This window comes from Pseudomonas sp. NPDC089530, from assembly GCF_050280705.1.
In the GTDB taxonomy this organism is placed as follows: domain Bacteria; phylum Pseudomonadota; class Gammaproteobacteria; order Pseudomonadales; family Pseudomonadaceae; genus Aquipseudomonas.
This window is the reverse complement of record NZ_JBNNVU010000091.1, coordinates 1-22873: the sequence shown is the minus strand read 5'-3', so window position 1 is coordinate 22873 and position 22873 is coordinate 1. Positions and strand designations below refer to the sequence as shown.

The following is a 22873-nucleotide window of genomic DNA, read 5'->3' as shown; positions in this document are numbered from 1 at the left end:
GCCGGTACCTGGCTGACGGCTGAAGATCGCCAGCTCCTGCGCCAGCCCGAAGTGGGTGGCCTGATCATCTTCGCCCGCAATATCGAGCATCCGCGCCAGGTGCGTGAGCTGAGCGCGTCCATTCGGGCGATCCGCCCGGACCTGCTGCTGGCGGTGGACCAGGAGGGCGGTCGCGTGCAGCGCCTGCGCCAGGGTTTCGTGCGGCTGCCGGCCATGCGTGCCATCGCCGACAATCCGAATGCCGAATACCTGGCCGAGCAGTGCGGCTGGATCATGGCCACTGAAGTGCTGGCCGTTGGCCTGGACCTGAGCTTCGCCCCCGTGCTGGACCTCGACCACCAGCGCAGTGCCGTGGTGGGCACCCGTTCCTTCGAGGGCGACCCCGAGCGCGCTGCGTTGCTGGCGGGTGCCTTCATTCGCGGCATGAACAGCGCCGGCATGGCGGCCACCGGCAAGCATTTCCCCGGGCACGGTTGGGCCGAGGCGGATTCCCACGTGGCGATCCCCAACGACGAGCGCAGTCTCGACGAGATTCGCGCCAAGGATCTGCTGCCTTTCGCGCGCCTGAGCAAGCAGTTGGCGGCGGTGATGCCGGCCCACGTCATCTATCCCCAGGTCGATGCCCAGCCGGCCGGCTTCTCCCGCCGCTGGTTGCAGGAGATCCTGCGCGGCGAATTGCAGTTTGACGGCGTCATTTTCAGTGATGACTTGTCGATGGCCGGGGCTCATGTCGTAGGCGATGCCGCGAGCCGGATCGAGGCGGCGCTGTCGGCCGGTTGCGACATGGGCCTGGTGTGTAACGACCGCGCGGCGGCCGAGCTGGCGTTGAGCGCGGCCCAGCGCCTGAAAGTGACACCATCGCCGCGTATCGCGCGGATGCGCGGCCAGGCGTTCGCTCGTACCGACTATCGCCAGGACCCGCGCTGGCTGACGGCGCTTGGCGCGCTCCAGGATGCTCAGCTGATCGATTGATCTGTATTAGGTCGCGCAGGCATGAGCCTGCGCTGGCGGCTAGCGGATCAGCGGCCGCCTTTCCTGTCGGGCAGCGGGGCGAAGAGGGCTTCGATGTCTTCGCTCTGCAGCTTCCAGTCTCCGGCCTTGCGCCCGTCCAGCACGCCCGCCGCCAGGTCTGACTTCTCCTGCTGCAGGTGCTGGATCTTCTCTTCCACCGTGCCCCGGGCAATCAGTTTGTAGACGAAAACCGGCTTCTCCTGGCCGATCCGATAAGCGCGGTCGGTGGCCTGGTTTTCCGTGGCCGGGTTCCACCAGGGGTCGTAGTGGATCACGGTGTCGGCCTCGGTCAGGTTGAGGCCGACGCCGCCGGCCTTCAGGCTGATCAGGAAGATTGGCAACTTGCCGCTCTGGAAGTCCTTGACCGGCGCGCGGCGGTCGCGGGTCTGTCCGGTCAGCAGGCCGTAGGCAATGTTGCGGCGTTTCAACTCGGCTTCGATCAGGCTCAGCATCGAGGTGAATTGCGAGAACAGCAGGATGCGTCGGCCCTCGTCGAACAGCTCCTCAAGCATTTCCATCAGGCTGTCGAGCTTGCCGGAGGAGCTGCCGCGCGTCGGTACCGCGTCATCGTTGACCAGGCGCAGGTCGCAACAGACCTGGCGCAGTTTCAGCAACGCTTCGAGGATGATGATCTGGCTGCGGGCCACGCCCTTGCGGGTGATCTCGTCGCGGACTTTCTTGTCCATGGCCAGGCGCATGGTTTCATACACATCGCGCTGGGCGTCGTTGAGTTCCACCCAATGGATGATTTCGGTCTTGGGTGGCAGTTCGGTGGCCACCTGTTCCTTGGTGCGACGCAACAGGAAGGGCTTGATCCGGCCGTTGAGGTGCTGCAGACGCACTTCGCTGGCGTGTCTTTCGATCGGTACGCGGTAGTCGCGATTGAAGCTCTTCACGTCCCCCAGCCAGCCGGGCAGGAGGAAGTGGAACAGCGACCACAGCTCGCCCAGGTGATTCTCCAGCGGTGTGCCGCTCAGGCACAGGCGCTGCCGGGCGTTGAGTTCGCGGGCGGCCTGGGCGGCCTTGCTCGATGGGTTCTTGATGTATTGCGCCTCATCGAGCACCAGTACATGCAGGGGCTGGGCGGCGAGCAGCTCGACATCCTTGGGCAGCAGCGCATAGGTGGTGAGGATCAGGTCGTAGTCGGCCAGGCGGGGGAAATGCTTCTTGCGGCCGGCGCCGTAGAGCGCCAGGACCTTGAGCTGCGGCGTGAAGTGCGCGGCTTCGTCGAGCCAGTTGGGGATCAGGCTGGTGGGCATCACCACCATGCACGGCCGGTCCAGGCGCCCGGCGTTCTTTTCGCTGAGCACGTGGGCCAGGGTCTGCAGGGTTTTGCCCAGGCCCATGTCGTCGGCCAGGATGCCGCCGACCTCCAACTGGCGCAGGGACTGCATCCAGCTCAGGCCTTCGAGTTGATAGGGGCGCAGGGTGGCGTTCAGGCCTTCTGGCGCGGGCGCCGAATAATCCTTGATGTCCCGCAGGCGCTGGGCGAAGGAGCGGATGTGTTCGCCGCCTTCCCAGAGCAGCGGCAGTTCGTCCAGCGGGTTGAGCCGGGTCGCGTCGGCGCTGCTCAGGCGCAGGGCGGTTTCGCCGGGCTCCTGCAGGTAGAACTCACCCAGGGTGGCCAGCACCGGTTTCAGCCGGCCGTAGGGCAGCGCCACTTGCAGGGGGCCGCTGGATGAATTGGGGCGCCCGGGGATGTTCACCAGGATCAGCTCGTCGTCCCGGCGTCTGGCCAGGCGTTCCGGGTTGAGGATCTCGGTGTGGGAGCGCATCAGGTTAAGCAGGATCGGCAGCAGGCTCAGGCGCTCGCCGTTGACGATGATGCCCAGCTCCAGGTCGAACCAGTCGCGCCCCGGCGCTTCGTCCACGGTGGCGTACCAATCGTCCACGGCGGTCAGGTCGAAGCCGAAATCGTCGTCGATCTGCAGCTCCCAGGCCTGGGTGCGCAGCTTGGGCAATTCGTTGAGGGTGAAGGTCAGCCAGGCGCTGTCGTTGACCATTTCATACAGCTCGCCGGCGCTTTCCGGCAGGGCCTTGCTTTGCCGGGTGGCGATCTTGAAGCCCAGCGCCCGCAGCTGTTCGCGATAGCGTTGCTCGACTTCCGGCTGGCGCTTGATGCGCAGGGTCTGCTGTTCCTGGCGAATCAGCACATCGGCGTTTTTTTGCCCGCTGACGTATTCGTCCAGGTAGCTGAAGGACAGCGCGGCCCGGTGCTGGATATAGCGCTGCATTCTGCCGTTGCGCGGCTCGAAGGCGCTGAACTCGACACTGGCCAGCCACAGTCGGGGCACCGGTTGCACGTTATCCAGCACTTGCTGGGGTAGCGGGGCGGGGCTGCGGCTTTCCAGTACGGCCTGGAGTTTTTCCAGCAGCTCGGCGTCTTTGGCGGCCGCCGGGTAGGCCAGGGTTTCCTGGACTTGCAGCATGACCGCGGCAATGTGCTTGCAGTGGCTGTGGACCGGACAGGTGCACGCAGCGTCGACGATCAGCAGGGTGCCTTTGGCCGACTCGCGCAGGTTGATGGTCTGTCGGTAGACATTGCTTCCCGAGCCTTGGCAGCTGGCGGTGATGGTGCTGTCGCCGGCCTGGACGATCCTGACGCGGTTCTCCAGGGCGTAGCGGCGGCCACGCTCCAGAGCTTGTTCCTTGAAGCGGCTGACCCAGGACGGGGCCAGGGGTTTGGTCAGGGTCGGGGGCATAGGGACTTCAGTCAGTCCACGATTTCAGGCGGCGTTTCGCGTGGCGCGGGGGCCGACAGCGAGGTGATCTTGATCAGCAGGGCCAGGTGGCCGTTGTCCAGGTAGTTGAGCTGGCCGTTCTTGGTGTGGCTTTCCTGCTTCAGGCGTTCGCTGGCGGTCACCAGGCCGTTGCTGTCGATCTGGTTGACCCAGAACTGCGCGTCCACATCGGTGAAGCGCCCGAGCTTCAGGCTCAGGGTGCCCTCGATCGGGAACTGGCCGAACTGTTCCCGGCCCTGGCTGACCGCGACTTTCACCGGGTTTTCGTCCAGCGTCTGCTGCCAGGCTTTATGCATCAGCACGCTGTAGTCGCCGCTGGCGGTGAGTTTTTCCACCACGGCACCCAGCGCCGGCGTGCGCTGGCTGTCGGCGCCCAGGTGTTGCGCGCCGGCGGCCCAGTCTTCGGGGGCGGCGTGGCTGACGATGGCGGGAACCGCATTCTGCCGGACCAGGATCATTTCCACTTGATACTGGTCGGCGAAGGCCGAGGGGGCGACCAGGGTCAGGAGCAAGGTCAGTGAACGAAACAGGCGCATGGGGCGTCCTTCAAGCAGTTTTCGGGGTAAGGCGCTCGAACAGCGCCTCCAATGTATTGAAGCGTTCTTCCGGGCGTTCCATCGGCACCATGAATTTGAACAGCGTAGCGCCTTCAAATTTGTAGCGATTGGGTTGGCCCTGGATGAGTTTGATCAATGCCAGCGGGTCTACCGGGGTGTCGGCGGCGAACTCCAGGCGACCGCCTTGCGGGCCACCGTCGACCTTCTTGATGCCCAGTTGCTCGGCCTGCAGTTTCAGCAGGGTCAGGCGCACCAGGTTCTTGGTCGGTTCAGGCAGCAGGCCGAAGCGGTCGATCATCTCCACTTGCAGGTCTTTCAGGCCGTCCTCGTCGGTGGCCGAAGCGATGCGTTTGTACAGGATCAGCCGCGCATGCACATCCGGCAGGTAGTCTTCGGGAATCAGCGCGGGCAGGCGCAGGTTGATTTCCGGCCCGCCGCCAAGGGGCTGGTCGAGGTTCGGCTGTTCGCCCTTGCGGATGGCTTTCACCGCGCGTTCGAGCATTTCCATGTAGAGGGTGAAGCCCACGGCCTGGATCTGTCCGCTCTGGCCGTCGCCCAGCAGTTCGCCGGCGCCGCGGATTTCCAGGTCGTTGGTGGCGAGCACGAAGCCGGCGCCGAGGTCCTGGGTGTTGGCGATCGCCTCCAGGCGCTTTTCCGCGTCCGGGGTGATCTGCTGGCGCGGCGGCGTCAGCAGGTAGGCATAGGCCTGGTGGTGACTGCGGCCGACCCGTCCGCGCAACTGGTGCAACTGGGCCAGGCCGAATTTGTCGGCGCGCTCGATGATGATGGTGTTGGCGCTCGGCACGTCGATGCCGGTCTCGATGATGGTCGAGGCGATCAGCACGTTGAAGCGCTTGTGGTAGAAGTCGCTCATCACCTGTTCGAGTTCGCGTTCGCGCATCTGCCCGTGGCCGATGCCGATGCGGGCTTCCGGCACCAGTTCGGCGAGGTCGGCGGCGCATTTCTCGATGGTCTTCACATCGTTGTGCAGGTAGTAGACCTGTCCGCCACGCAGCAGCTCGCGGAGCAGGGCTTCTTTCACCGTGCTCTTGTTCTGCTCCATGACGAAGGTGCGCACCGACAGGCGCCGGGCCGGCGGCGTGGCGATGATCGACAGGTCGCGCATGCCCGACACCGCCATGTTCAGCGTGCGCGGAATCGGCGTGGCGGTCAGGGTCAGGATGTCGACTTCGCTGCGCAGGGCCTTGAGCTGTTCTTTCTGACGCACACCGAAGCGGTGTTCTTCGTCGATGATCACTAACCCCAGGTTCTTGATCTTCACATCGTCCTGCAACAGCTTGTGGGTGCCGATGACGATATCGATCTTGCCTTCGGCCAGGTCGGCCACCGCGGCATTCACTTCCTTGGCGGACTTGAAGCGGCTCATCACTTCCACCGTGACCGGCCAATCGGCGAAGCGGTCGCGGAAACTGTTGTAGTGCTGCTGGGCGAGCAGGGTGGTGGGCACCAGGATCACCACTTGCTTGCCACCGTGCACGGCAATGAAGGCGGCACGCATCGCCACCTCGGTCTTGCCGAAGCCGACGTCGCCGCAGACCAGGCGATCCATCGGCTTGGCCGCGAGCATGTCCTCGCGGACCGCTTCGATGGTGGTCTGCTGGTCGGGGGTTTCTTCGAACGGGAAGCCGGCGCTGAAGGTGGCGTAATCGGCTTTCGGATCGGCGAAGGCGTAACCTTCGCGAGCGGCGCGGCGGGCGTAGATGTCCAGCAGTTCGGCGGCGACGTCGCGGACCTGCTCGGCGGCCTTGCGCTTGGCTTTCTGCCAGGTTTCCGACCCCAGGCGGTGCAGCGGTGCCAGGGCGTCGTCGCTGCCGGTGTAGCGGGCGATCAGGTGCAGGTTGGCCACCGGCACATAGAGCTTGGCGCCCTCGGCGTATTCGAGGGTGAGGAATTCGGCGGCCTGGTTGTCGATCTCCAGGATCGACAGGCCGAGGTAGCGGCCCACGCCATGGTCGATGTGCACCACCGGCGCGCCTTCGCGCAGTTCGGTGAGGTTCTTGATCACCGCATCGTTGTTGGCGTCGGCGCGTTTTTCCCGGCGCCGGCGCTGCATCACCCGCTGGCCGAACAACGGGCTCTCGGCCACCAGCGCCAGGGCTGGGTCGTCCAGCAGCAAGCCTTCGTCCAGCGGTGCGATGGTGATTGCCAGGCGCTCCTTGCCGGCAACGAAGTCCGGCCAGCTGTCGACGGTCTTCGGTCGCAGCTTCAGGCGTTCCAGCAACTCCAGCAGCACTTCGCGACGCCCGGCGGACTCGGCGGTGAACAGCACGCGTCCGGAGAAGGCGTCGAGGAAATTCGCCAGGGCCGCCAGCGGCTGGTTGGCCTTGGCTTCGATGGCGAGGTTGGGCAGCGTCTGCGCCGGGAAGCGCTCGCGTCCGGCGCCGGCTTCGATGTCCTGCTGGCTGGCGACCACCCGTGGCCAGCTCTTCAGGCGGGCGAAGCAGTCTTCCACCGGCAGGAACAACTCGGCCGGCGGCAATAAAGGACGGGATGGGTCGATGCGACGTTCTTCGTAGCGGTTGCGCACGTCGTTCCAGAAGTTCTCGGCCGCCTGCTCGATGCCCGGCAGGGAGAACACCTGGGTGTCCTGGGGCAGGTAGTCGAACAGGGTCGAGGTGTCTTCGAAGAACAGCGGCAGGTAGTACTCGATCCCGGCCGGGGTGATCCCGCTGCTCAGGTCCTGGAAGATCGGGCAACGGCGGAAGTCGACGTCGAAGCGCTCGCGAAAGCGCGCCTTGAAGCGGGTGATGGCTTCTTTCTGCAGCGGGAATTCCTTGGCCGGCAGCAGGCGTACCGAGTCGACTTTGTCGATGGAGCGCTGGTTTTCCGGATCGAAGGTGCGCAGGGTCTCGATTTCATCGTCGAACAGGTCGATGCGATAAGGCAGTTTGCTGCCCATCGGGAACAGGTCGATCAGGGCGCCGCGCACGGCGAACTCGCCGTGCTCGTAGACCGTGTCGACGCAGCGATAGCCGCTGGCTTCCAGGCGGGTGCGCATCTGCTCGACATCCAGCTTCTGGCCTATGTCCAGCACCAGGCTGCTGCCCAGCAGGTACTGGGTCGGCGCCAGGCGATGCAGGGCGGTGGTGATCGGTACCACCAGCACGCCGTGCCCCAGCTCCGGCAGCCGGTACAGGCTGGCGATGCGCTGGGAGATGATGTCCTGGTGCGGCGAGAACAGATCGTAGGGCAGGGTTTCCCAATCCGGGAAATGCAGCACGGGCAAATCCGGGGCGAAGAAGCTCAGCTCCTGCTCCAGCCGTTCGGCACTTTGGCTGTCGGCGGTCAGCAGAAGAGTGAAGCGCTTGGCGGCGCTGGCAGCCTCGGCGATGGCCAAGCTGAGGGCGGCACCGGGCAGATTGCCCCAGTGCTGTTTGCCGGCGGCGGCAGGGAGTTGCGGTAGACGCAGAACGGGCACGGAAGGTTGAGCTCCAGCGTTGCGACAAAGTCGGTAATTGTAGCGGCCCCATGTACCGGCTGTCAGTTGCAGATGTGTCTATTACGCGGTTGTGGGAAATGTAGTGGTTATGACAAAAAAACGCGTTCTTGAGCCGGAAATGTAGTGCCGGATCGAGGCAGTGTTACGGAGGGTTACAGACAACGCTGCATACCCATGTGGAAAGTAGGATTTCTGCAGGCCGCGTGTTTACTGGGCTGGCGCGGGGTGTGTTTTTTTCGGCGGGGTTTTTGTTACGTTCCGCGCGACAGGCGCGCATTGCTACGCAGGGGACACGGCGGCATAATGTAGCCCCTTTTTTCAGCCCCTACATGTGGAAGGTTCCCGTGACTCAGAAGCCCGACCAGTGTCTTGGTGAATGGATCGACCGTGAAGCGCTCGCAGAAGCGATGATTCCGCTTATCGGTCAGCTCTACCGCAATAACAATGTGGTGAGTTCGATCTATGGCCGCAGCCTGATCAACCAGTCTGTCATCGCGATTCTCAAAGCTCACCGCTTTGCTCGCCATCGTCAGTCCGACGAAAGCGAATTGTCCGTCCACGAAACGTTCCCTCTGCTCAAAGCCATGAGCGAGCTCAAGCTCGGCGCTGCCTCGGTAGACCTGGGCAAGCTGGCCGTCAAATTCAAGACCCAGGGTAATGGCCGCACCGCCGAGCAATTCGTTCGCGAAGAGCTGGCCGAGGTGGTGGGTCAGCAGAATGCTTCGGCCCGTAAAGGCACCGACGTGGTCCTGTACGGCTTCGGTCGTATCGGCCGTCTGCTGGCGCGCATCCTGATCGAAAAAACCGGTGGTGGCGACGGCCTGCGCCTGCGTGCCATCGTTGTGCGCAAAGGCGCCGAAAACGACCTGACCAAGCGCGCCAGCCTGCTGCGTCGCGACTCGGTGCACGGTTCGTTCAACGGCACCATCACCATCGATGAAGCCAACAACACCATCACCGCCAACGGCAACCTGATCCAGGTGATCTACGCCAAGAGCCCGAGCGAAGTCGACTACACCCAGTACGGCATCCACGATGCGCTGATCGTCGACAACACCGGTGTATGGCGCGACGCCGACGGCCTGGGCCAGCACCTGGCCTGCCCGGGCGCTGCCCGCGTGGTTCTGACCGCGCCTGGCAAAGGCGCGCTGAAGAACATCGTGCACGGCATCAACCACGGTGAAATCACCGCCGACGACAAGATCGTTTCCGCTGCCTCCTGCACCACCAACGCCATCGTGCCGGTGCTCAAGGCTGTGAACGACCAGTACGGCATCATCAATGGTCACGTCGAAACCGTTCACTCGTTCACCAACGACCAGAACCTGATCGACAACTTCCACAAGGGCAGCCGTCGTGGCCGCGCCGCGCCGCTGAACATGGTGATCACCGAGACCGGTGCCGCCACCGCCGCCGCCAAGGCGCTGCCAGTGCTCAAGGGCAAGCTGACCGGCAACGCGATTCGCGTACCAACGCCTAACGTGTCGATGGCCATCCTCAACCTGAACCTGGAAAAGGCCACCACCCGCGACGAAATCAACGAGTACCTGCGCCAGACCGCCATGCACTCGGATCTGCACAAGCAGATCGACTTCGTCAATTCCCAGGAAGTGGTCTCCACCGACTTCGTCGGTTCGCGCCACGCCGGTGTGGTGGATGCCGAAGCCACTATCTGCAACGACAACCGTGTTGTTCTGTACGTCTGGTACGACAACGAATTCGGTTACAGCTGCCAGGTAGTGCGCGTGATGGAAGACATGGCCGGGGTCAACCCGCCAGCGTTCCCACGCTAAGCCTTAGCGGCCAATGAAAACGCCCCGACTTGTCGGGGCGTTTTTGTTTGTGGCGTTTGCCTGTATTGCTCTGGCCTTATCGCGGGCAAGCCTCGCTCCTACAGGTTCGATGTATCCGTAGGAGCGAGGCTTGCCCGCGATGGGTTTTATTGGGCGCCGCCGGTCGCCGCCTGCGCCGCCCGCAGCTCATGGCGCTTGCCGCGGAACAGCACCAGGGTTGCGATCAGGCCCAGTATCGCCGCGCCGCTGAGCCAGATGCCCGGCGCCGCCTTGTTGTCCAGCGCATGGATCAGGTAGGTGCAGGCCGCCGGGGTGAAACCGCCAAAGGTCGCGGTCGCCAGGCTGTAGGCCAGGGAGAAACCGGTGGTGCGCACTTCGGCCGGCATGATTTCCGTCAGGGCCACCACCATGGCGCCGTTGTACGAGCCATAGAGGAAGGACAGCCACAGCTCGACGATCAGCAGGTGGCTGAAACTCGGGTTGGCCACCAGCCAGGACAGCGCCGGATAGGCTGTGAGGATCGCCAGCACGGTCGCCGCCAGCAGCAGCGGCTTGCGCCCGATCTTGTCCGACACGGCGCCCATCACCGGCAGCCAGAAGAAGTTCGACAGGCCGATGCACACGGTGACCAGCAGTGCGTCGAGGTCCGACAGCTGCAGTTCAGCCTTGCCGAAGGTCGGGGTGTAGGCGGTGATCAGGTAGAAGGACACAGTGGTCATCACCACCAGCGCCATGCCGGCGAGGACGATGCCGAAGTTCTGGCCGATGGAGCGGATGATTTCCTGCAGGGTAGGGCGGTGCTTGCGTGCCTGGAACTCCGGGGTTTCCTCCAGCGAGCGGCGAATCATGAAAATCGCCGGCACTATCATGCAGCCCACCAGGAACGGCACGCGCCAGCCCCAGTCACCCATTTGCTCCGGGCTCAGCCAATGGTTCAGGCCAACCCCCAGCAGGCCGGCGAAAACCACGGCGGCCTGCTGGCTTGCCGATTGCCAGCTGACGAAGAAACCCTTGCGGCCCGGGGTGGAGATTTCCGCCAGGTACACCGAGACGCCGCCCAGCTCCACGCCGGCGGAGAAACCCTGCAGCAGGCGGCCGAGCAGCACCAGCAGCGGCGCGGCGACCCCCAGGGTGGCATAGCCGGGGACGCAGGCGATCAGTACGGTACCCGCGGCCATGAGGGCCAGGGTGATGATCAGGCCCTGGCGACGGCCATGGCGGTCGATGTAGGCACCGAGAAAGATCGCCCCCAGCGGGCGCATCAGGAAGCCGGCGCCGAAGGTCGCCAGCGACAGCATCAGGGACGCGAAAGCGCTGTCGGCGGGGAAGAAGGTCTTGGCGATGGCCGTGGCGTAGAAGCCGTAGACCATGAAGTCGAACATCTCAAGAAAGTTGCCGCTGACAACACGAAAGATCGCCTTGCCTTTGCCCGTGGTCGTGGACATTTGATTCACTCGCTTTGGCTATGTTTGTTAGCAATCCCTGGTCGTTATCTGTCCTGGCTGCACGACCTGGGGCGGCTAAGCCGCAGGCCAGACAGTTTGTAACAATATGTGTATGGATCGGTGGAGGCAACAAAAACTCTTAGCTTGCTTGCTAAATGTCTGTGGGGCTTGAGATTTATCGTGAGCAGGCCGGCCTGCGTCAAACCTGGGCGGTTGCCGCATAATGGCCCGCCCTGTTCGGTCGCGGCCGAAGGGCTGTCGATGTTCTGGAGGCAATCTTGTGCTGGGTAAAACCTTGATGCGCCTGTGGGCGCCTTTGGCGGTCGCGGCGGCCCTGGTTGGATGCGATCGGGGCGACTCGCTGGAAAGCTTTGGCGGCCCGACCATGGGCAGCACTTATTCGATCAAGTACGTAAGGCAGGCCGGGCTTGCCGCGCCGGGTGAGGTGCAGGCCGAGGTCGAGGGGATACTCGCGGAAGTCGATCGGCAGTTGTCGACCTATCGCAGCGACTCGGATATCGAGCGCTTCAACGCCCTGCCGGCCAATAGCTGCCAGGCGATGCCGGCGGCGGTCCTGCGGCTGGTCGAGGTGGGCCAGCAACTGTCCCGGGAGAGCCAGGGTTCCTTCGACCTGACGGTGGAGCCGTTGCTCGATCTGTGGGGCTTCGGCCCCCAGGGGCGGGGAGAGCAGGTGCCGAGTGACGAGGCGTTGGCCCAGGCACGGCAGCGGGTCGGCTATCACCATCTGCGTATCGAGGGCGACGCGCTGTGCAAGGACGCCGCGGTCGAGGTGGATTTCAACAGCATCGCCGCCGGTTATGCGGTGGACCGGATTGCCGCCCGGCTCGAGGCCATGGGCATCGGCAATTACCTGGCCGAGGCCACCGGCGAGCTCAAGGCGGTCGGCAGGAAACCCGACGGTTCGGCGTGGCGCATTGCCCTGGAGGAGCCGCGGGACGATCGGCAGGTGGCCGAACAGGTGATCGCGGTGGATGGTTATGGGGTTTCGACGTCTGGCGACTACCGCAATTATTTCCAGCACGACGGGCAGCGTTATTCCCACACCTTCGATGCGCGCACCGGCAGGCCGGTCGAGCATGCCCTGGCCTCGGTCACGGTGATTCATCCGGCGGCGTTGATGGCCGACGGTCTGTCGACCCTGTTGCTGATTCTCGGCCCCGAGCGCGGCTGGGATTACGCAGAAAAACACGATATCGCCGCATTTTTTGTGATTCGTGCCGATACAGGCTTCGTCACACGCAGCAACCGCGCGTTTGACCGCCTGTTTGCCGGGCAAAAGCAGTAATCTTGCGCGTTGCCGTGGCGCGATGTCGCAGGCAAAAGTAGCCGGCGACGCGACCAAGGGTTAATGTGCGCGGCGTTGACGCTTCTATAGACTGTGCCCGGGTTCGTAACCGAGCCAAATTGATCCTTCATGCCGCTGGCCGCGACATGATTTAGCCGTAGGTGCCACACCGGGTGCCACGGCCTGTTCTGAGGAGTACGCATGGCTGTCTACAACTACGACGTAGTGGTGCTGGGTTCAGGCCCCGCTGGAGAAGGTGCGGCGATGAACGCCGCGAAAGCAGGACGCAAGGTAGCGATGGTCGATAGCCGTCGCCAGGTCGGCGGCAACTGCACCCACCTGGGCACCATCCCGTCCAAGGCCTTGCGTCACTCGGTCCGGCAGATCATGCAGTTCAACACCAACCCGATGTTCCGGGCCATTGGCGAGCCGCGCTGGTTCTCGTTCCCCGACGTGCTCAAGAGCGCGGAGAAGGTCATCTCCAAGCAGGTGGCTTCGCGCACCGGTTACTACGCCCGCAACCGGGTCGACGTGTTCTTCGGCACCGGCAGCTTCGCCGACGAGCAGACCGTCGAAGTGGTCTGCGCCAACGGCGTGGTGGAAAAACTGGTCGCCAAGCACATCATCATCGCCACCGGCTCGCGTCCGTATCGTCCGGCCGATATCGATTTCCACCACCCGCGTATCTACGATAGCGACACCATCCTCAGCCTCGGCCACACCCCGCGCAAACTCATCGTGTACGGCGCCGGGGTGATCGGCTGTGAATACGCCTCGATCTTCAGTGGCCTGGGGGTGCTGGTCGAACTGGTGGACAACCGCGGCCAGTTGCTGAGCTTCCTCGACTCCGAGATCTCCCAGGCCCTGAGCTACCACTTCAGCAACAACAACATCACCGTGCGCCACAACGAGGAATACGACCGTGTCGAAGGCCTCGACAATGGCGTGATCCTGCACCTCAAGTCGGGCAAGAAGATCAAGGCCGACGCCTTGCTCTGGTGCAACGGCCGGACCGGCAACACCGATCGGCTGGGCATGGAAAACATCGGGGTCAAGGTCAATAGCCGTGGCCAGATCGAGGTGGACGAGAACTACCGTACCTGCGTGCCGAACATCTACGGCGCCGGCGACGTGATCGGCTGGCCAAGCCTGGCCAGTGCCGCCCATGACCAGGGCCGTTCGGCCGCCGGCAGCATCGTCGACAACGGCAGCTGGCGTTTCGTCAATGACGTACCGACCGGGATCTACACCATTCCGGAGATCAGTTCGATCGGCAAGAACGAGCAGGAGCTGACCCAGGCCAAGGTGCCGTACGAAGTGGGCAAGGCCTTCTTCAAGGGCATGGCCCGCGCGCAGATCGCCGGCGAGCCGCAAGGCATGCTGAAGATCCTGTTCCACCGCGAGACCCTGGAAGTCCTGGGCGTGCATTGCTTCGGCTACCAGGCTTCGGAGATCGTGCACATCGGCCAGGCGATCATGAACCAGCCGGGCGAGCAAAATACCCTGAAGTACTTCGTCAACACCACGTTCAACTACCCGACCATGGCCGAAGCCTATCGGGTAGCGGCTTACGACGGCCTCAACCGGCTTTTTTGAGCCACTCCGGCCGGTGGCCTGAGCCGGCCGGGGAGACCGATTTCAGTAACTCTCGAGAGTGGCGCTGGCCAAACCGGGAAAGTCTGTAATCAGGCTGTCTACGCCGAAGTCGGCGAGCCTGCGCATCAGCGCAGGCTCGTTGACTGTCCATACCGACACATGCAAGCCCTGACGCTGCGCCCGCTGCAGCCGCTCCGGGGTGCAGAGTGTCCAGTTCAACGCCAGCATCTCGCAGCCATAGCTTTGCGCGACCTTCAACGGGTCGAGCCAGGCGTATTCGGCCACCAGTCCGCGGGACAGGTCCGGGGTCAGCTCCACCGCCGCCTTGAGCACTTCCCGTGAGCTGGAGGTGACGGTGACCTTGTCCAGCAGGCCGAAGCGCTGCGCCATTTCGCGAATCGCCAGCACCGTGGTCGCCGCACGGGTGCGCGATGCACTCTTGACCTCCAGTTGCCAGTGCTCGAAGGCGCATTTCTCGAACAGTTCTTCCAGGCGCGGGATCGGGCAGGGCTGGACCCAGCCCGGGCCGCCCTTGCGGGCGTCGTAGGTCACCAGTTCCGCGGCGTTGTGTTCGACCACCTTGCCGCGGCGGTCGGTGGTGCGCTTGAGGGTCGGGTCATGGATCACCATCAGCTCGCCGTCCATGGACAGGTGCAGGTCCAGCTCGCAACGGCGCACGCCATGCTTGAGGCACTGCTGGAAGCTGGTCAGGGTGTTTTCCGGGGCTTCGCCTTTAGCGCCGCGGTGGCCATAAATCAGGGTCACGATTGCTCCTTCGGGGATATTTTTTCCAGCGGATGGTCGGTGCTGCGCAATGAGGCCACGGGTCAGTCGGCTGCCGGGTCGGTCTGCTCCCGGGCCTGGCGCCGTTCCTGGGCCTGCTTCTGCAGGATATAGCGGGCCAGCAACTGGCGTTGGGCGTCGGTCAAGGATTCGAACTCGGTACCGACTTCGAAGGTGCCGAAACTGCGGGTTTCGCAGTGGGTGACCCTGGCCCGCAGCAACAGGCCCAGGGCCTGGGGCATCAGCAGCAGCTTGACGGCCAGTTGAGTGCCGGCGGGGTAGGACAGGTGATGTTCGAACTCGATGCCGCCCTCGGAGAGCACGACCCGTTGCGGCTCGCCGAATTTGCCGAGCACGGTCTGCGCCACCACCTGGCTGAGCAGGTCGATGCGCTTGTTCATGCTTTTGAGGTAGTTGGCCAGGGTCCGGTCGCGTTCGCTGACCTGGCGCAGCAGGTGCTGCGATTCGAATTCGCTCAGATGCAGTTCGCTGAGCAGATTGAACAGCGGCGACGCATCCTGCAACACTTCCTTGCTCGCTGCGTCATGGGCGGACAAAGGGCTAATTTCCAGTGCGATCGTGTCCTCGATACGGTAGTATTCGCGGCGATCTTCTTCATCTAATGTCGACATGGCGAACCCATGGTAGCGGCGGTGGTCTGAGTGTAAAGCTGCTTACCGGGACCCGCCACAAGGACGTCTTCTTTTCCTCCGAACAAGCCCCGACATGTTCAGACCTCTCTTCGTATTTATTGGCACGCGTTATACCCGTGCAAAGCGCCGCAATCATTTCGTGTCATTCATCTCCCTGACCTCGATGATCGGACTCGCCCTGGGCGTGGTCGTGATGATCGTCGTGCTGTCGGTCATGAACGGCTTCGACCATGAAATGCGCACCCGCGTGCTGGGCATGGTGCCCCACGCGACCATCGAATCCGGCGAGCCGATCGGCGACTGGCAAAGCCTGGCCGACAAGGTCAAGCAGAACCCCGAGGTGCTGGCCGTCGCGCCCTTCACCCAGATGCAGGGGTTGCTGACCAACAACGGCCAGGTGCAGAAAGTCCTGCTCAACGCCATCGATCCGGCCAGGGAACGCCAGGTTTCGATCATCGATAACTTCATGCAGCAGGGCAAACTGGACGACCTGGCGCCCGGCAGCTTCGGCATCGTGATCGGCGACAAGGCGGCGACCAAGCTGGGGGTGGGCCTGGGCGACAAGCTGACCTTCGTCGCCCCCGAGGTCACCGTGACCCCGGCCGGGATGTTCCCGCGCATGAAGCGCTTTACCGTGGTCGGCATCTTCCATGTCGGCGCCGGTGAGCTGGACGGCTACCTGGGCCTGACCAACCTCGACGACCTGGGCCGCCTGCACCGCTGGAAGCCGGACCAGGTGCAGGGTCTGCGCCTGAAATTCGACGACCTGTTCCAGGCCCCGCGCACGGCCTGGGAAATCGCCCAGCAGTTGGGTGAGAACCAGTACTACGCGCGCGACTGGACCCGCACCCACGGCAACCTGTACCAGGCCATCCGCATGGAAAAAGCCATGATCGGCCTGTTGTTGCTGCTGATCGTCGCCGTGGCTGCGTTCAACATCATTTCCACCCTGGTGATGGTGGTGAACGACAAGAAGGGCGATATCGCGATCCTGCGTACCCTGGGCGCGACCCCGGCGAGCATCATGGCGACCTTCATGGTCCAGGGCACGGTGATCGGCGTGATCGGTACCTTGATCGGCGCCGTGGTCGGGATGTTCGCGGCGCTGAACGTGAGCGCGGCGATCTCCGCGCTCGAAAGCCTGATCGGGCACAAATTCCTCAATGCCGACGTGTATTTCATCGACTATCTGCCGTCGCAACTGATGGCCGAAGACGTGTTGATGGTGTGCGGCGCGGCACTGGTCCTGAGTTTCCTCGCCACCCTGTATCCAGCCTGGCGTGCCGCGCGCACCCAGCCTGCGGAGGCGCTACGTTATGAGTGAGTTGGGCATGAGCGAAAAAGCAATCCTGAGCTGCCGCGACCTGGGCAAGTCCTACGAGGAAGGCCCGGAGTCGGTGGTGGTGTTGTCCGGCCTGCACCTGGAGTTGCACCCGGGCGAGCGCGTGGCGATCGTCGGCACTTCCGGTTCGGGCAAAAGTACCTTGCTCAACCTGCTGGGCGGTCTCGACACGCCGACCAAGGGCAGTGTCTGGCTCGACGGTGAAGAGCTTTCGGCGCTGAGCGAGAAGGGCCGCGGCCTGCTGCGCAACCGCGCCCTCGGTTTCGTTTACCAGTTCCACCACCTGTTGCCGGAATTCACCGCCCTGGAAAACGTCTGCATGCCGCTGCTGATCGGCAAGACCGCGATCCCTGAAGCCCGTCAGCGGGCCACGGCGTTGCTGGAGCGGGTAGGGCTGGCGCATCGCCTGGAGCACAAGCCGGCGGAGCTGTCCGGCGGTGAGCGTCAGCGGGTGGCCATTGCGCGTGCCCTGGTCAACAAGCCAGGGCTGGTGATGCTCGATGAGCCCACCGGCAACCTCGACTCCCATACCGCCCAAGGCATTCAGGACCTGATGCTGGAACTCAGCACCTCGATGCGCACCGCGTTCCTGGTGGTGACCCACGACATGAACCTGGCCCGCCAGATGGATCGCGTCCTGCACCTGCAGGAAGGTTGCCTGACGCCCATCTGATTGGCTGCAGCCCGGCGCCTGAAGCAGGTGCCGGGTCTTTTATTTCCATACGGTGCCCCAGCGAATGTTCAGACCGTTATCGATCTTTATCGGCACGCGCTATACCCGCGCCAAGCGCCGCAATCGCTTTGTTTCCTTCATCTCCATGACCTCGATGATCGGCCTCGCCCTGGGCGTGCTGGCAATGATCGTGGTGCTGTCGGTGATGAACGGCTTCCAGCGCGAAATGAGCTCGCGCATCCTCGGCATGGTGCCCCACGCCACCATCGTCGGCGTCAAGCCGATCGACGACTGGCAGCCGGTGGCCGCCGCGGCGCTGAAGAATCCCGAGGTGACGGCGGCGGTGCCCTTCACCGAAATGGAAGGCATGCTGTCCTACAAGGGTTCGATGCAGCCGATCCAGATCAGCGGTATCGATCCGGCCCAGGAAGGCAAGGTGTCCATCGTTGCCCAGCACATCGTGCAAGGTCGCCTGGACGCCCTGAAGCCGGGCGAGTTCGGGGTGGTGATCGGCGAGATCACGGCCCGCCGCTTCCGCTTGAATGTCGGCGACAAGCTGACCCTGATCGTGCCGGAAGTCAGTACCGCGCCGGGCGGCATCACCCCGCGCATGCAGCGCTTGAACGTGGTCGGGGTGTTCAAGGTCGGCGCCGAGCTGGACGGTTCCATGGGCCTGATCCACGTGGCCGATGCGGCGCAGATGCAGCACTGGCAGCCGAACCAGGTGCAAAGCGTGCGCCTGGCGGTCAAGGACCTGTACGCCGCGCCGAAGGTGTCCGGCGATATCGCTGCCAGCCTCGGGGCGGAGTTCAAGGCCGATGACTGGACCCACACCCAGGGCAGCCTGTTCAGCGCGATGAAGATGGAAAAGACCATGATCGGCCTGTTACTGCTGATGATCGTCGCCGTGGCGGCGTTCAACATCATCGCCACGCTGATCATGGTGGTGAACGACAAAGGCGCGGACATCGCGATCCTGCGTACCATCGGCGCCACGCCACGGCAGATCATGGCGATCTTCATGGTCCAGGGCACGGTGATCGGTATCGTCGGTACCTTGATCGGCGGCGTGCTGGGGGTGATCGCGGCGCTGAATGTCAGTGAACTGGTGGGTTGGCTGGAACGGGTCAGCGGGCAGCACATCTTCAGTTCCGACGTGTACTTCGTCAGCAACCTGCCTTCCGAGCTGCAGGGCGGCGACGTGGCCCTGATCTGCACCGCGGGCTTTGTCCTGAGCTTCCTGGCCACGCTGTATCCGGCATGGCGCGCGGCGAAGGTCGAGCCGGCGACGGCGCTGCGTTACTCCTGATCTCCACGACCGTCATCGCGAGCCAGCCCACTCCTGCAAGGGGCGCTGGCTCGCGACAGACCCTCGGTCAATCCCGCCTCGGCAACTCGATCACAAAACTTGTCCGCCCTTGCGCCGATTCGCAATGAATCCGCCCGCCATGGGCGCGGATGATCGATTGGGTGATGGCCAGCCCCAGTCCCGCATGTTCACTGCTGCCTTCGCGGCGCGCCGGGTCGGCGCGGTAGAAACGGTCGAACAGACGTGGCAAGCGTTCCTGCGGAATACCTTCGCCGGTGTTTTCCACCCGCAGGCATGAGCCCTCGGCGGTCTCGTCGATACGGACCCGAACTTGGCCGCCGGCCGGGGTAAAGCGCAGGGCATTGTCCAGCAGGTTGGAGAGGGCACGCCGCAGCATGTTGCGATCGCCCTGGATCTTCGCGCTGCCTTCGCGCCCCAGGACGATGCCGGCGTCTTCGGCCAGCAGCGTATAGAACTCCAGCAGCATGTCGGTTTCGTCGCCCAGTTCCAGGGCCTCGCGCCGCGGCGTCAGCAGGCCATGGTCGGCCTTGGCCAGATAGAGCATGTCGTTGACCAGTTGGGCCATCCATTGCAGCTCTTCGAGGTTGCTGTGCAGGGCTTCGCGATAGTCTTCCAGCGCCCGTGGGCGGGTCAGGGTGACCTGGGTGTGAGTCAGCAGGTTCGACAGCGGCGTGCGCAGTTCGTGGGCGATGTCGGCCGAGAAGGCGGAGAGGCGCTGGAATGAGTCATCCAGGCGTTCGAGCATGGCGTTGAAGGCATGGGCCAGTTCGGCCAGTTCGCCGGGCATCTGCTGTTCCGGCAAGCGTTGGGTCAGCGAGCTGGCCGAGACATTCGCGGCCACTTCGCTCATGCGCCGCAGCGGTCGCAGGCCGCTGCGCGCGGCCCAGGCCCCGAGCAGGGCGGTGGCCAGCGCCGACAGGCCGACGGTCAGCCAGATCAGGTTCTGCATGCGTTGCAGGAAGTGCTGATGGTGGGTGATGTCGAGCATCAGGGTCAGCTGCGGCGAGCTTGTCCGGCCAGGTTCCAAGGCCGCGCTGTAGACGCGGTAGGCGGTGCCATCATGTTGCAGGCTGTGCAACCCCGCCGGCAGGGGAGGCGTAGCGGGCAATGCCTGGGTGCTGTCGAACCAGACGCTGCCATCGGCGCCTGTGACCCGCAGCGCCAGGTCCGGCTGGTGGCTGAGTTCATCCTGCAACTGCGCCCGTCGTTCGGCGAAACGCTGCGGGTCGCCGGCGTCCTGCAAGGCACTGCGCAGGGCAATCAGCTTGCCTTCCAGCAGTTGTTGGTCGAGTTCGATGAAGTGCGCCTCGCTGGCACGACTGAACAACACCCCGGCGAGCAACGAAACCACCGCGGTGCAGCCGGCAAACAGCAGGGCCAGGCGCCCGCTCAGGGTCAAGCGGCGCATCAGGCTGGGCGCTCTTCGAGCACATAGCCCATGCCGCGCACGGTGTGGATCAGTTTGTTCGGGTAATCGTCGTCGATCTTCAGGCGCAAGCGGCGGATCGCCACCTCGATGACGTTAGTGTCGCTGTCGAAGTTCATGTCCCAGACCTGGGAGGCGATCAGTGTCTTGGACAGCACTTCGCCCTGGCGCCGCAGGAGCATTTCCAGCAGCGAGAACTCCTTGGCGGTGAGGTCGATGCGTTGGCCGCTGCGTTCGACCCGGCGGCGAATCAGATCCAGGCGCAGGTCCGCCAGTTGCAGGTTGGTTTCCTGGGTCGTACTGCTGCCGCGGCGCAACAGGCTGCGGACCCGGGCCAGCAGTTCGGAGAAGGCGAAAGGCTTGACCAGATAGTCGTCGGCGCCCAGTTCCAGGCCATGCACCCGGTCTTCCACCGCATCGCGCGCGGTCAGGAACAGCACCGGTATCTCCAGCCCGGCGCTGCGCACGGCTTGCAGGATTTGCCAGCCATCGCGGCCGGGCAGCATCACGTCGAGAATCAACAGGGCATAGTCGCCGGTCAGCGCCAGGTGCTGGCCAGTGGTGCCATCGGCCACCAGTTCGGCGTTGAAGCCGGCCTCGCTCAGGCCCTGGCGCAGGTAGTGGCCGGTTTTCGGTTGGTCTTCGACGATCAGCAGTTTCATGGGCAACTCATGGCAAATGGAACGCGAGCTTTATACCGTGGGCGGTGGCGGCATGGCACAAGCTGACAAAGTTGTAATCTAGCAGTCAGCTGGCTGGCAGCGGTACGGCCTTAGAGTTTCACCCAAGCTGAATTTCATCTTGTTGGAGTGCGACTATGTTTTTGTCCAAGCGTGTTTTACCTCGTTCGCTGACCCTGGCGGCGTGCCTGCTGGCGTTGAGCTCGCCGGCCTGGGCATCGCCGGCGCAGACTTACGATTTTGGCCAGGCGGCCCCGGCGGCCAAGGCCACCCGTACGGTGGAAGTGGTCATGGGTGACATGTCCTATACCCCGAAGAACCTGGACATCAAGGCGGGCGAGACCGTGCGTTTCGTCTTGGTCAACAAGGGCCAGTTGCTGCACGAGTTCAACCTCGGCAACGCGACCATGCATGCCCAGCATCAGCAGGAAATGCTGAAAATGCAGCAGAGCGGCATGCTGACGCCCACCGCGATGAAGAGTATGCCCGCTGGGGCCATGGATCACGCTGCCATGGGCCATGGCTCGATGCCCGGCATGAAGCATGACGACCCGAACAGCGTGCTGGTGGAGCCGGGCAAGACCGCCGAACTGACCTGGACCTTCAGCAAGGCCGGCAGCCTGGAGTTCGCCTGCAATGTCCCGGGGCACTACCAGGCGGGCATGGTCGGCAAGCTGACCGTCAGCCAGTAAGCGCCTGGGGCTCAAAGGCGGAGGCAAAGGCTGATAGAATCGCCTGATTCTTCAGTCAGGTTTCCGCCATGCATCCCGCAGCCGAACATTCGCCGCTGGGCAAGTCCAGCGAATACGTCTCTACCTACACCCCGTCCTTGCTGTTTCCGATTCCGCGGGCGGCGAAATGGGCCGAGCTGGGCCTGAGCGCCGACACCCTGCCTTATAAAGGCGTGGACTTCTGGAACTGCTTCGAGCTGTCCTGGCTGTTGCCTTCCGGTAAGCCAGTGGTGGCCATCGCCGAGTTCAGCATCCCGGCGGACTCGCCGAACATCATCGAGTCGAAGTCGTTCAAGCTGTACCTCAACTCGCTGAACCAGACCCCCTTCGTGGATCGCCAGAGCCTGGAAAAAACCTTGTGCAGCGATCTTTCGGCGGCCGCCGGCAAGCCGGTGGGCGTGCGGATTCGCAGCCTGGACGAAGTGGAGGCGGAAGGCGTGGTGGCGTTGCCGGGCGCCTGCATCGATGACCTGGATATCAGCGTCAGCAGCTACGAGCACCCACGTCCGGAGCTGCTGCAGTGCGACAGGTTGCGGGTGGTCGAGGAGAGCGTGCATAGCCATCTGCTCAAATCCAACTGCCCGGTCACCAGCCAACCGGACTGGGGCAGCGTGGTGGTGGAGTACCGCGGCCCGGCCTTGGATCACGCCAGCCTGCTGGCCTACCTGGTGAGCTTCCGCCAGCACTCGGACTTCCATGAACAGTGCGTGGAGCGGATTTTCCTCGACCTGCAGCGCTTGCTGCAGCCGGAAAAACTGACGGTGTATGCGCGCTACGTGCGCCGTGGCGGCCTGGACATCAACCCGTACCGCAGCACCGAGACCGCGAGTTTCGGCAACTTCCGGCTGGTGCGCCAGTAATGAAAAGCCCCGCTCTGGTAGCGGGGCTTTTTTTGTCTGTAGGGGTCAAATCCCCATGTTGCCAAGGGTTTGCACGATGTTGCGCAACGTGCCGGCAATGGCGGGGTGTTCAAGCTCGAAGCGTTCGACGGCGAGGTTGACCCCGTCGGCCAGGCTGGTGTCCTGGGTGGCGTTTTCCAGTTTGAGCTCGAGTTCGATCTGTTGCATCAAGTCCTGCAGATTGGCGCGTTCTGCTTCCGAAAGCGGTGGGTTCTGCTCCAATTGCTCGCGCAGGGTGTTGAGCTGTTCTTGCAGGTCGCGGGCAGGCATGGCGTTCTCCCTTCATTGATAGACACAGCCATGGACCGCGCCGATTCGCTAAAAGTCCATGTCCGAACCTTAGCGTAATCCACTCGCGGGCAATGTGCATGATCTTGATCAAGTCAGGGTTTTTCACCCTTCAGGCGGCGCTGGCCGATGTCCGCCAGGCAGGTCGGCAGCTCGCCC

Annotated in this window: 18 protein-coding genes; 9 read left to right on the top strand and 9 right to left on the bottom strand. The window is 63.7% G+C overall.

From position 1 onward, the window contains the following. Positions 1-972, top strand: a 972-nt coding sequence (gene nagZ / locus ACQKQA_RS24940; protein WP_427563557.1) for a beta-N-acetylhexosaminidase, incomplete at its 5' end; no start/stop codon positions are given. Positions 973-1019: 47 nt separating this feature from the next. Here nagZ and ACQKQA_RS24935 read toward each other — a convergent pair. From ACQKQA_RS24935 to mfd, 3 genes are read right to left on the bottom strand one after another with little or no spacing between them, the layout of a single operon-like run. Continuing rightward, a complete protein-coding gene (locus tag ACQKQA_RS24935; protein WP_427563555.1) occupies positions 1020-3713 on the bottom strand; it encodes an SNF2-related protein in 2694 nt (897 codons plus the stop codon). 11 nt (positions 3714-3724) lie between these two features. Further along, positions 3725-4288, bottom strand: a complete 564-nt coding sequence (locus tag ACQKQA_RS24930) for a CsiV family protein (RefSeq protein ID WP_427563553.1) — start codon at positions 4286-4288, stop codon at positions 3725-3727. 10 nt (positions 4289-4298) lie between these two features. Further along, positions 4299-7748 (bottom strand): transcription-repair coupling factor, encoded by a 3450-nt coding sequence (mfd, locus tag ACQKQA_RS24925; RefSeq protein WP_427563551.1) that lies wholly within the window; start codon positions 7746-7748, stop codon positions 4299-4301. Positions 7749-8098: 350 nt separating this feature from the next. Between mfd and ACQKQA_RS24920 the strand changes: the two genes are divergently transcribed. Beyond that, on the top strand, positions 8099-9562 hold the full coding sequence (locus ACQKQA_RS24920; protein WP_427563549.1) for a glyceraldehyde-3-phosphate dehydrogenase: 1464 nt from the start codon (positions 8099-8101) through the stop codon (positions 9560-9562). A gap of 146 nt (positions 9563-9708) precedes the next feature. On the opposite strand, the gene ACQKQA_RS24915 is transcribed toward ACQKQA_RS24920, so the two are convergent. Continuing rightward, positions 9709-11007, bottom strand: coding sequence for an MFS transporter (locus ACQKQA_RS24915; protein ID WP_427563547.1), 1299 nt, complete (start codon positions 11005-11007; stop codon positions 9709-9711). Positions 11008-11305: 298 nt separating this feature from the next. Here ACQKQA_RS24915 and ACQKQA_RS24910 point away from each other — a divergent pair, with 298 nt between their 5' ends. Both ACQKQA_RS24910 and sthA read left to right on the top strand, forming a co-directional pair. Next, on the top strand, positions 11306-12313 hold the full coding sequence (locus ACQKQA_RS24910; RefSeq protein WP_427563558.1) for an FAD:protein FMN transferase: 1008 nt from the start codon (positions 11306-11308) through the stop codon (positions 12311-12313). Between the two features lie 201 nt (positions 12314-12514). Beyond that, the gene (gene sthA, locus ACQKQA_RS24905) at positions 12515-13909 is read left to right on the top strand and encodes a Si-specific NAD(P)(+) transhydrogenase (RefSeq protein ID WP_427563546.1); all 1395 of its coding nucleotides are present in this window, start codon (positions 12515-12517) and stop codon (positions 13907-13909) included. A gap of 42 nt (positions 13910-13951) precedes the next feature. On the opposite strand, the gene ACQKQA_RS24900 is transcribed toward sthA, so the two are convergent. Then, positions 13952-14674: a glycerophosphodiester phosphodiesterase gene (locus ACQKQA_RS24900; protein ID WP_427563544.1), complete on the bottom strand. Its 723-nt coding sequence runs from the start codon at positions 14672-14674 to the stop codon at positions 13952-13954. Between the two features lie 62 nt (positions 14675-14736). Next, complete coding sequence (locus ACQKQA_RS24895; RefSeq protein WP_427563543.1) at positions 14737-15324, bottom strand: PilZ domain-containing protein; 588 nt, start codon at positions 15322-15324, stop codon at positions 14737-14739. 94 nt (positions 15325-15418) lie between these two features. Between ACQKQA_RS24895 and ACQKQA_RS24890 the strand changes: the two genes are divergently transcribed. The 3 genes from ACQKQA_RS24890 to ACQKQA_RS24880 all read left to right on the top strand — a co-directional run bounded on the left by ACQKQA_RS24890 (position 15419) and on the right by ACQKQA_RS24880 (position 18669). Next, the gene (locus ACQKQA_RS24890; protein WP_427563541.1) at positions 15419-16669 is read left to right on the top strand and encodes a lipoprotein-releasing ABC transporter permease subunit; all 1251 of its coding nucleotides are present in this window, start codon (positions 15419-15421) and stop codon (positions 16667-16669) included. Between the two features lie 7 nt (positions 16670-16676). Then, entirely contained in the window at positions 16677-17360 is a 684-nt protein-coding gene (gene lolD, locus ACQKQA_RS24885; RefSeq protein WP_427563539.1) for a lipoprotein-releasing ABC transporter ATP-binding protein LolD, read from the top strand. 64 nt (positions 17361-17424) lie between these two features. Further along, positions 17425-18669, top strand: coding sequence for a lipoprotein-releasing ABC transporter permease subunit (locus ACQKQA_RS24880; RefSeq protein WP_427563537.1), 1245 nt, complete (start codon positions 17425-17427; stop codon positions 18667-18669). Between the two features lie 67 nt (positions 18670-18736). Here ACQKQA_RS24880 and ACQKQA_RS24875 read toward each other — a convergent pair whose 3' ends face one another. Then, a complete protein-coding gene (locus tag ACQKQA_RS24875; RefSeq protein WP_427563535.1) occupies positions 18737-20098 on the bottom strand; it encodes a heavy metal sensor histidine kinase in 1362 nt (453 codons plus the stop codon). Then, positions 20098-20778: a heavy metal response regulator transcription factor gene (locus ACQKQA_RS24870; RefSeq protein WP_427563533.1), complete on the bottom strand. Its 681-nt coding sequence runs from the start codon at positions 20776-20778 to the stop codon at positions 20098-20100. The genes ACQKQA_RS24875 and ACQKQA_RS24870 overlap by 1 nt, the downstream gene beginning before the upstream one ends. Before the next feature lie 155 nt (positions 20779-20933). Here ACQKQA_RS24870 and ACQKQA_RS24865 point away from each other — a divergent pair, with 155 nt between their 5' ends. Together ACQKQA_RS24865 and queF are read left to right on the top strand one after the other, a co-directional pair. Beyond that, a complete protein-coding gene (locus ACQKQA_RS24865) occupies positions 20934-21488 on the top strand; it encodes a cupredoxin domain-containing protein (RefSeq protein WP_427563531.1) in 555 nt (184 codons plus the stop codon). 68 nt (positions 21489-21556) lie between these two features. Then, positions 21557-22387: an NADPH-dependent 7-cyano-7-deazaguanine reductase QueF gene (queF, locus tag ACQKQA_RS24860; RefSeq protein WP_427563529.1), complete on the top strand. Its 831-nt coding sequence runs from the start codon at positions 21557-21559 to the stop codon at positions 22385-22387. Positions 22388-22432: 45 nt separating this feature from the next. On the opposite strand, the gene ACQKQA_RS24855 is transcribed toward queF, so the two are convergent. Next, entirely contained in the window at positions 22433-22696 is a 264-nt protein-coding gene (locus ACQKQA_RS24855; RefSeq protein ID WP_427563528.1) for a DUF4404 family protein, read from the bottom strand. Positions 22697-22873 lie beyond the last annotated feature (177 nt).

Bases quoted from the DNA above. Each gene is read 5' to 3' on its own strand.
- ACQKQA_RS24930 (WP_427563553.1), bottom strand. From the start codon at position 4,288: ATGCGCCTGTTTCGTTCACTGACCTTGCTCCTGACCCTGGTCGCCCCC.
- ACQKQA_RS24915 (WP_427563547.1), bottom strand. From the start codon at position 11,007: ATGTCCACGACCACGGGCAAAGGCAAGGCGATCTTTCGTGTTGTCAGC.
- ACQKQA_RS24855 (WP_427563528.1), bottom strand. From the start codon at position 22,696: ATGCCTGCCCGCGACCTGCAAGAACAGCTCAACACCCTGCGCGAGCAA.
- ACQKQA_RS24920 (WP_427563549.1), top strand. From the start codon at position 8,099: ATGTGGAAGGTTCCCGTGACTCAGAAGCCCGACCAGTGTCTTGGTGAA.
- ACQKQA_RS24870 (WP_427563533.1), bottom strand. From the start codon at position 20,778: ATGAAACTGCTGATCGTCGAAGACCAACCGAAAACCGGCCACTACCTG.
- ACQKQA_RS24890 (WP_427563541.1), top strand. From the start codon at position 15,419: ATGTTCAGACCTCTCTTCGTATTTATTGGCACGCGTTATACCCGTGCA.
- ACQKQA_RS24875 (WP_427563535.1), bottom strand. From the start codon at position 20,098: ATGCGCCGCTTGACCCTGAGCGGGCGCCTGGCCCTGCTGTTTGCCGGC.
- sthA (WP_427563546.1), top strand. From the start codon at position 12,515: ATGGCTGTCTACAACTACGACGTAGTGGTGCTGGGTTCAGGCCCCGCT.
- lolD (WP_427563539.1), top strand. From the start codon at position 16,677: ATGAGCGAAAAAGCAATCCTGAGCTGCCGCGACCTGGGCAAGTCCTAC.
- ACQKQA_RS24865 (WP_427563531.1), top strand. From the start codon at position 20,934: ATGTTTTTGTCCAAGCGTGTTTTACCTCGTTCGCTGACCCTGGCGGCG.
- ACQKQA_RS24910 (WP_427563558.1), top strand. From the start codon at position 11,306: ATGCGCCTGTGGGCGCCTTTGGCGGTCGCGGCGGCCCTGGTTGGATGC.
- ACQKQA_RS24935 (WP_427563555.1), bottom strand. From the start codon at position 3,713: ATGCCCCCGACCCTGACCAAACCCCTGGCCCCGTCCTGGGTCAGCCGC.
- ACQKQA_RS24880 (WP_427563537.1), top strand. From the start codon at position 17,425: ATGTTCAGACCGTTATCGATCTTTATCGGCACGCGCTATACCCGCGCC.
- ACQKQA_RS24895 (WP_427563543.1), bottom strand. From the start codon at position 15,324: ATGTCGACATTAGATGAAGAAGATCGCCGCGAATACTACCGTATCGAG.
- queF (WP_427563529.1), top strand. From the start codon at position 21,557: ATGCATCCCGCAGCCGAACATTCGCCGCTGGGCAAGTCCAGCGAATAC.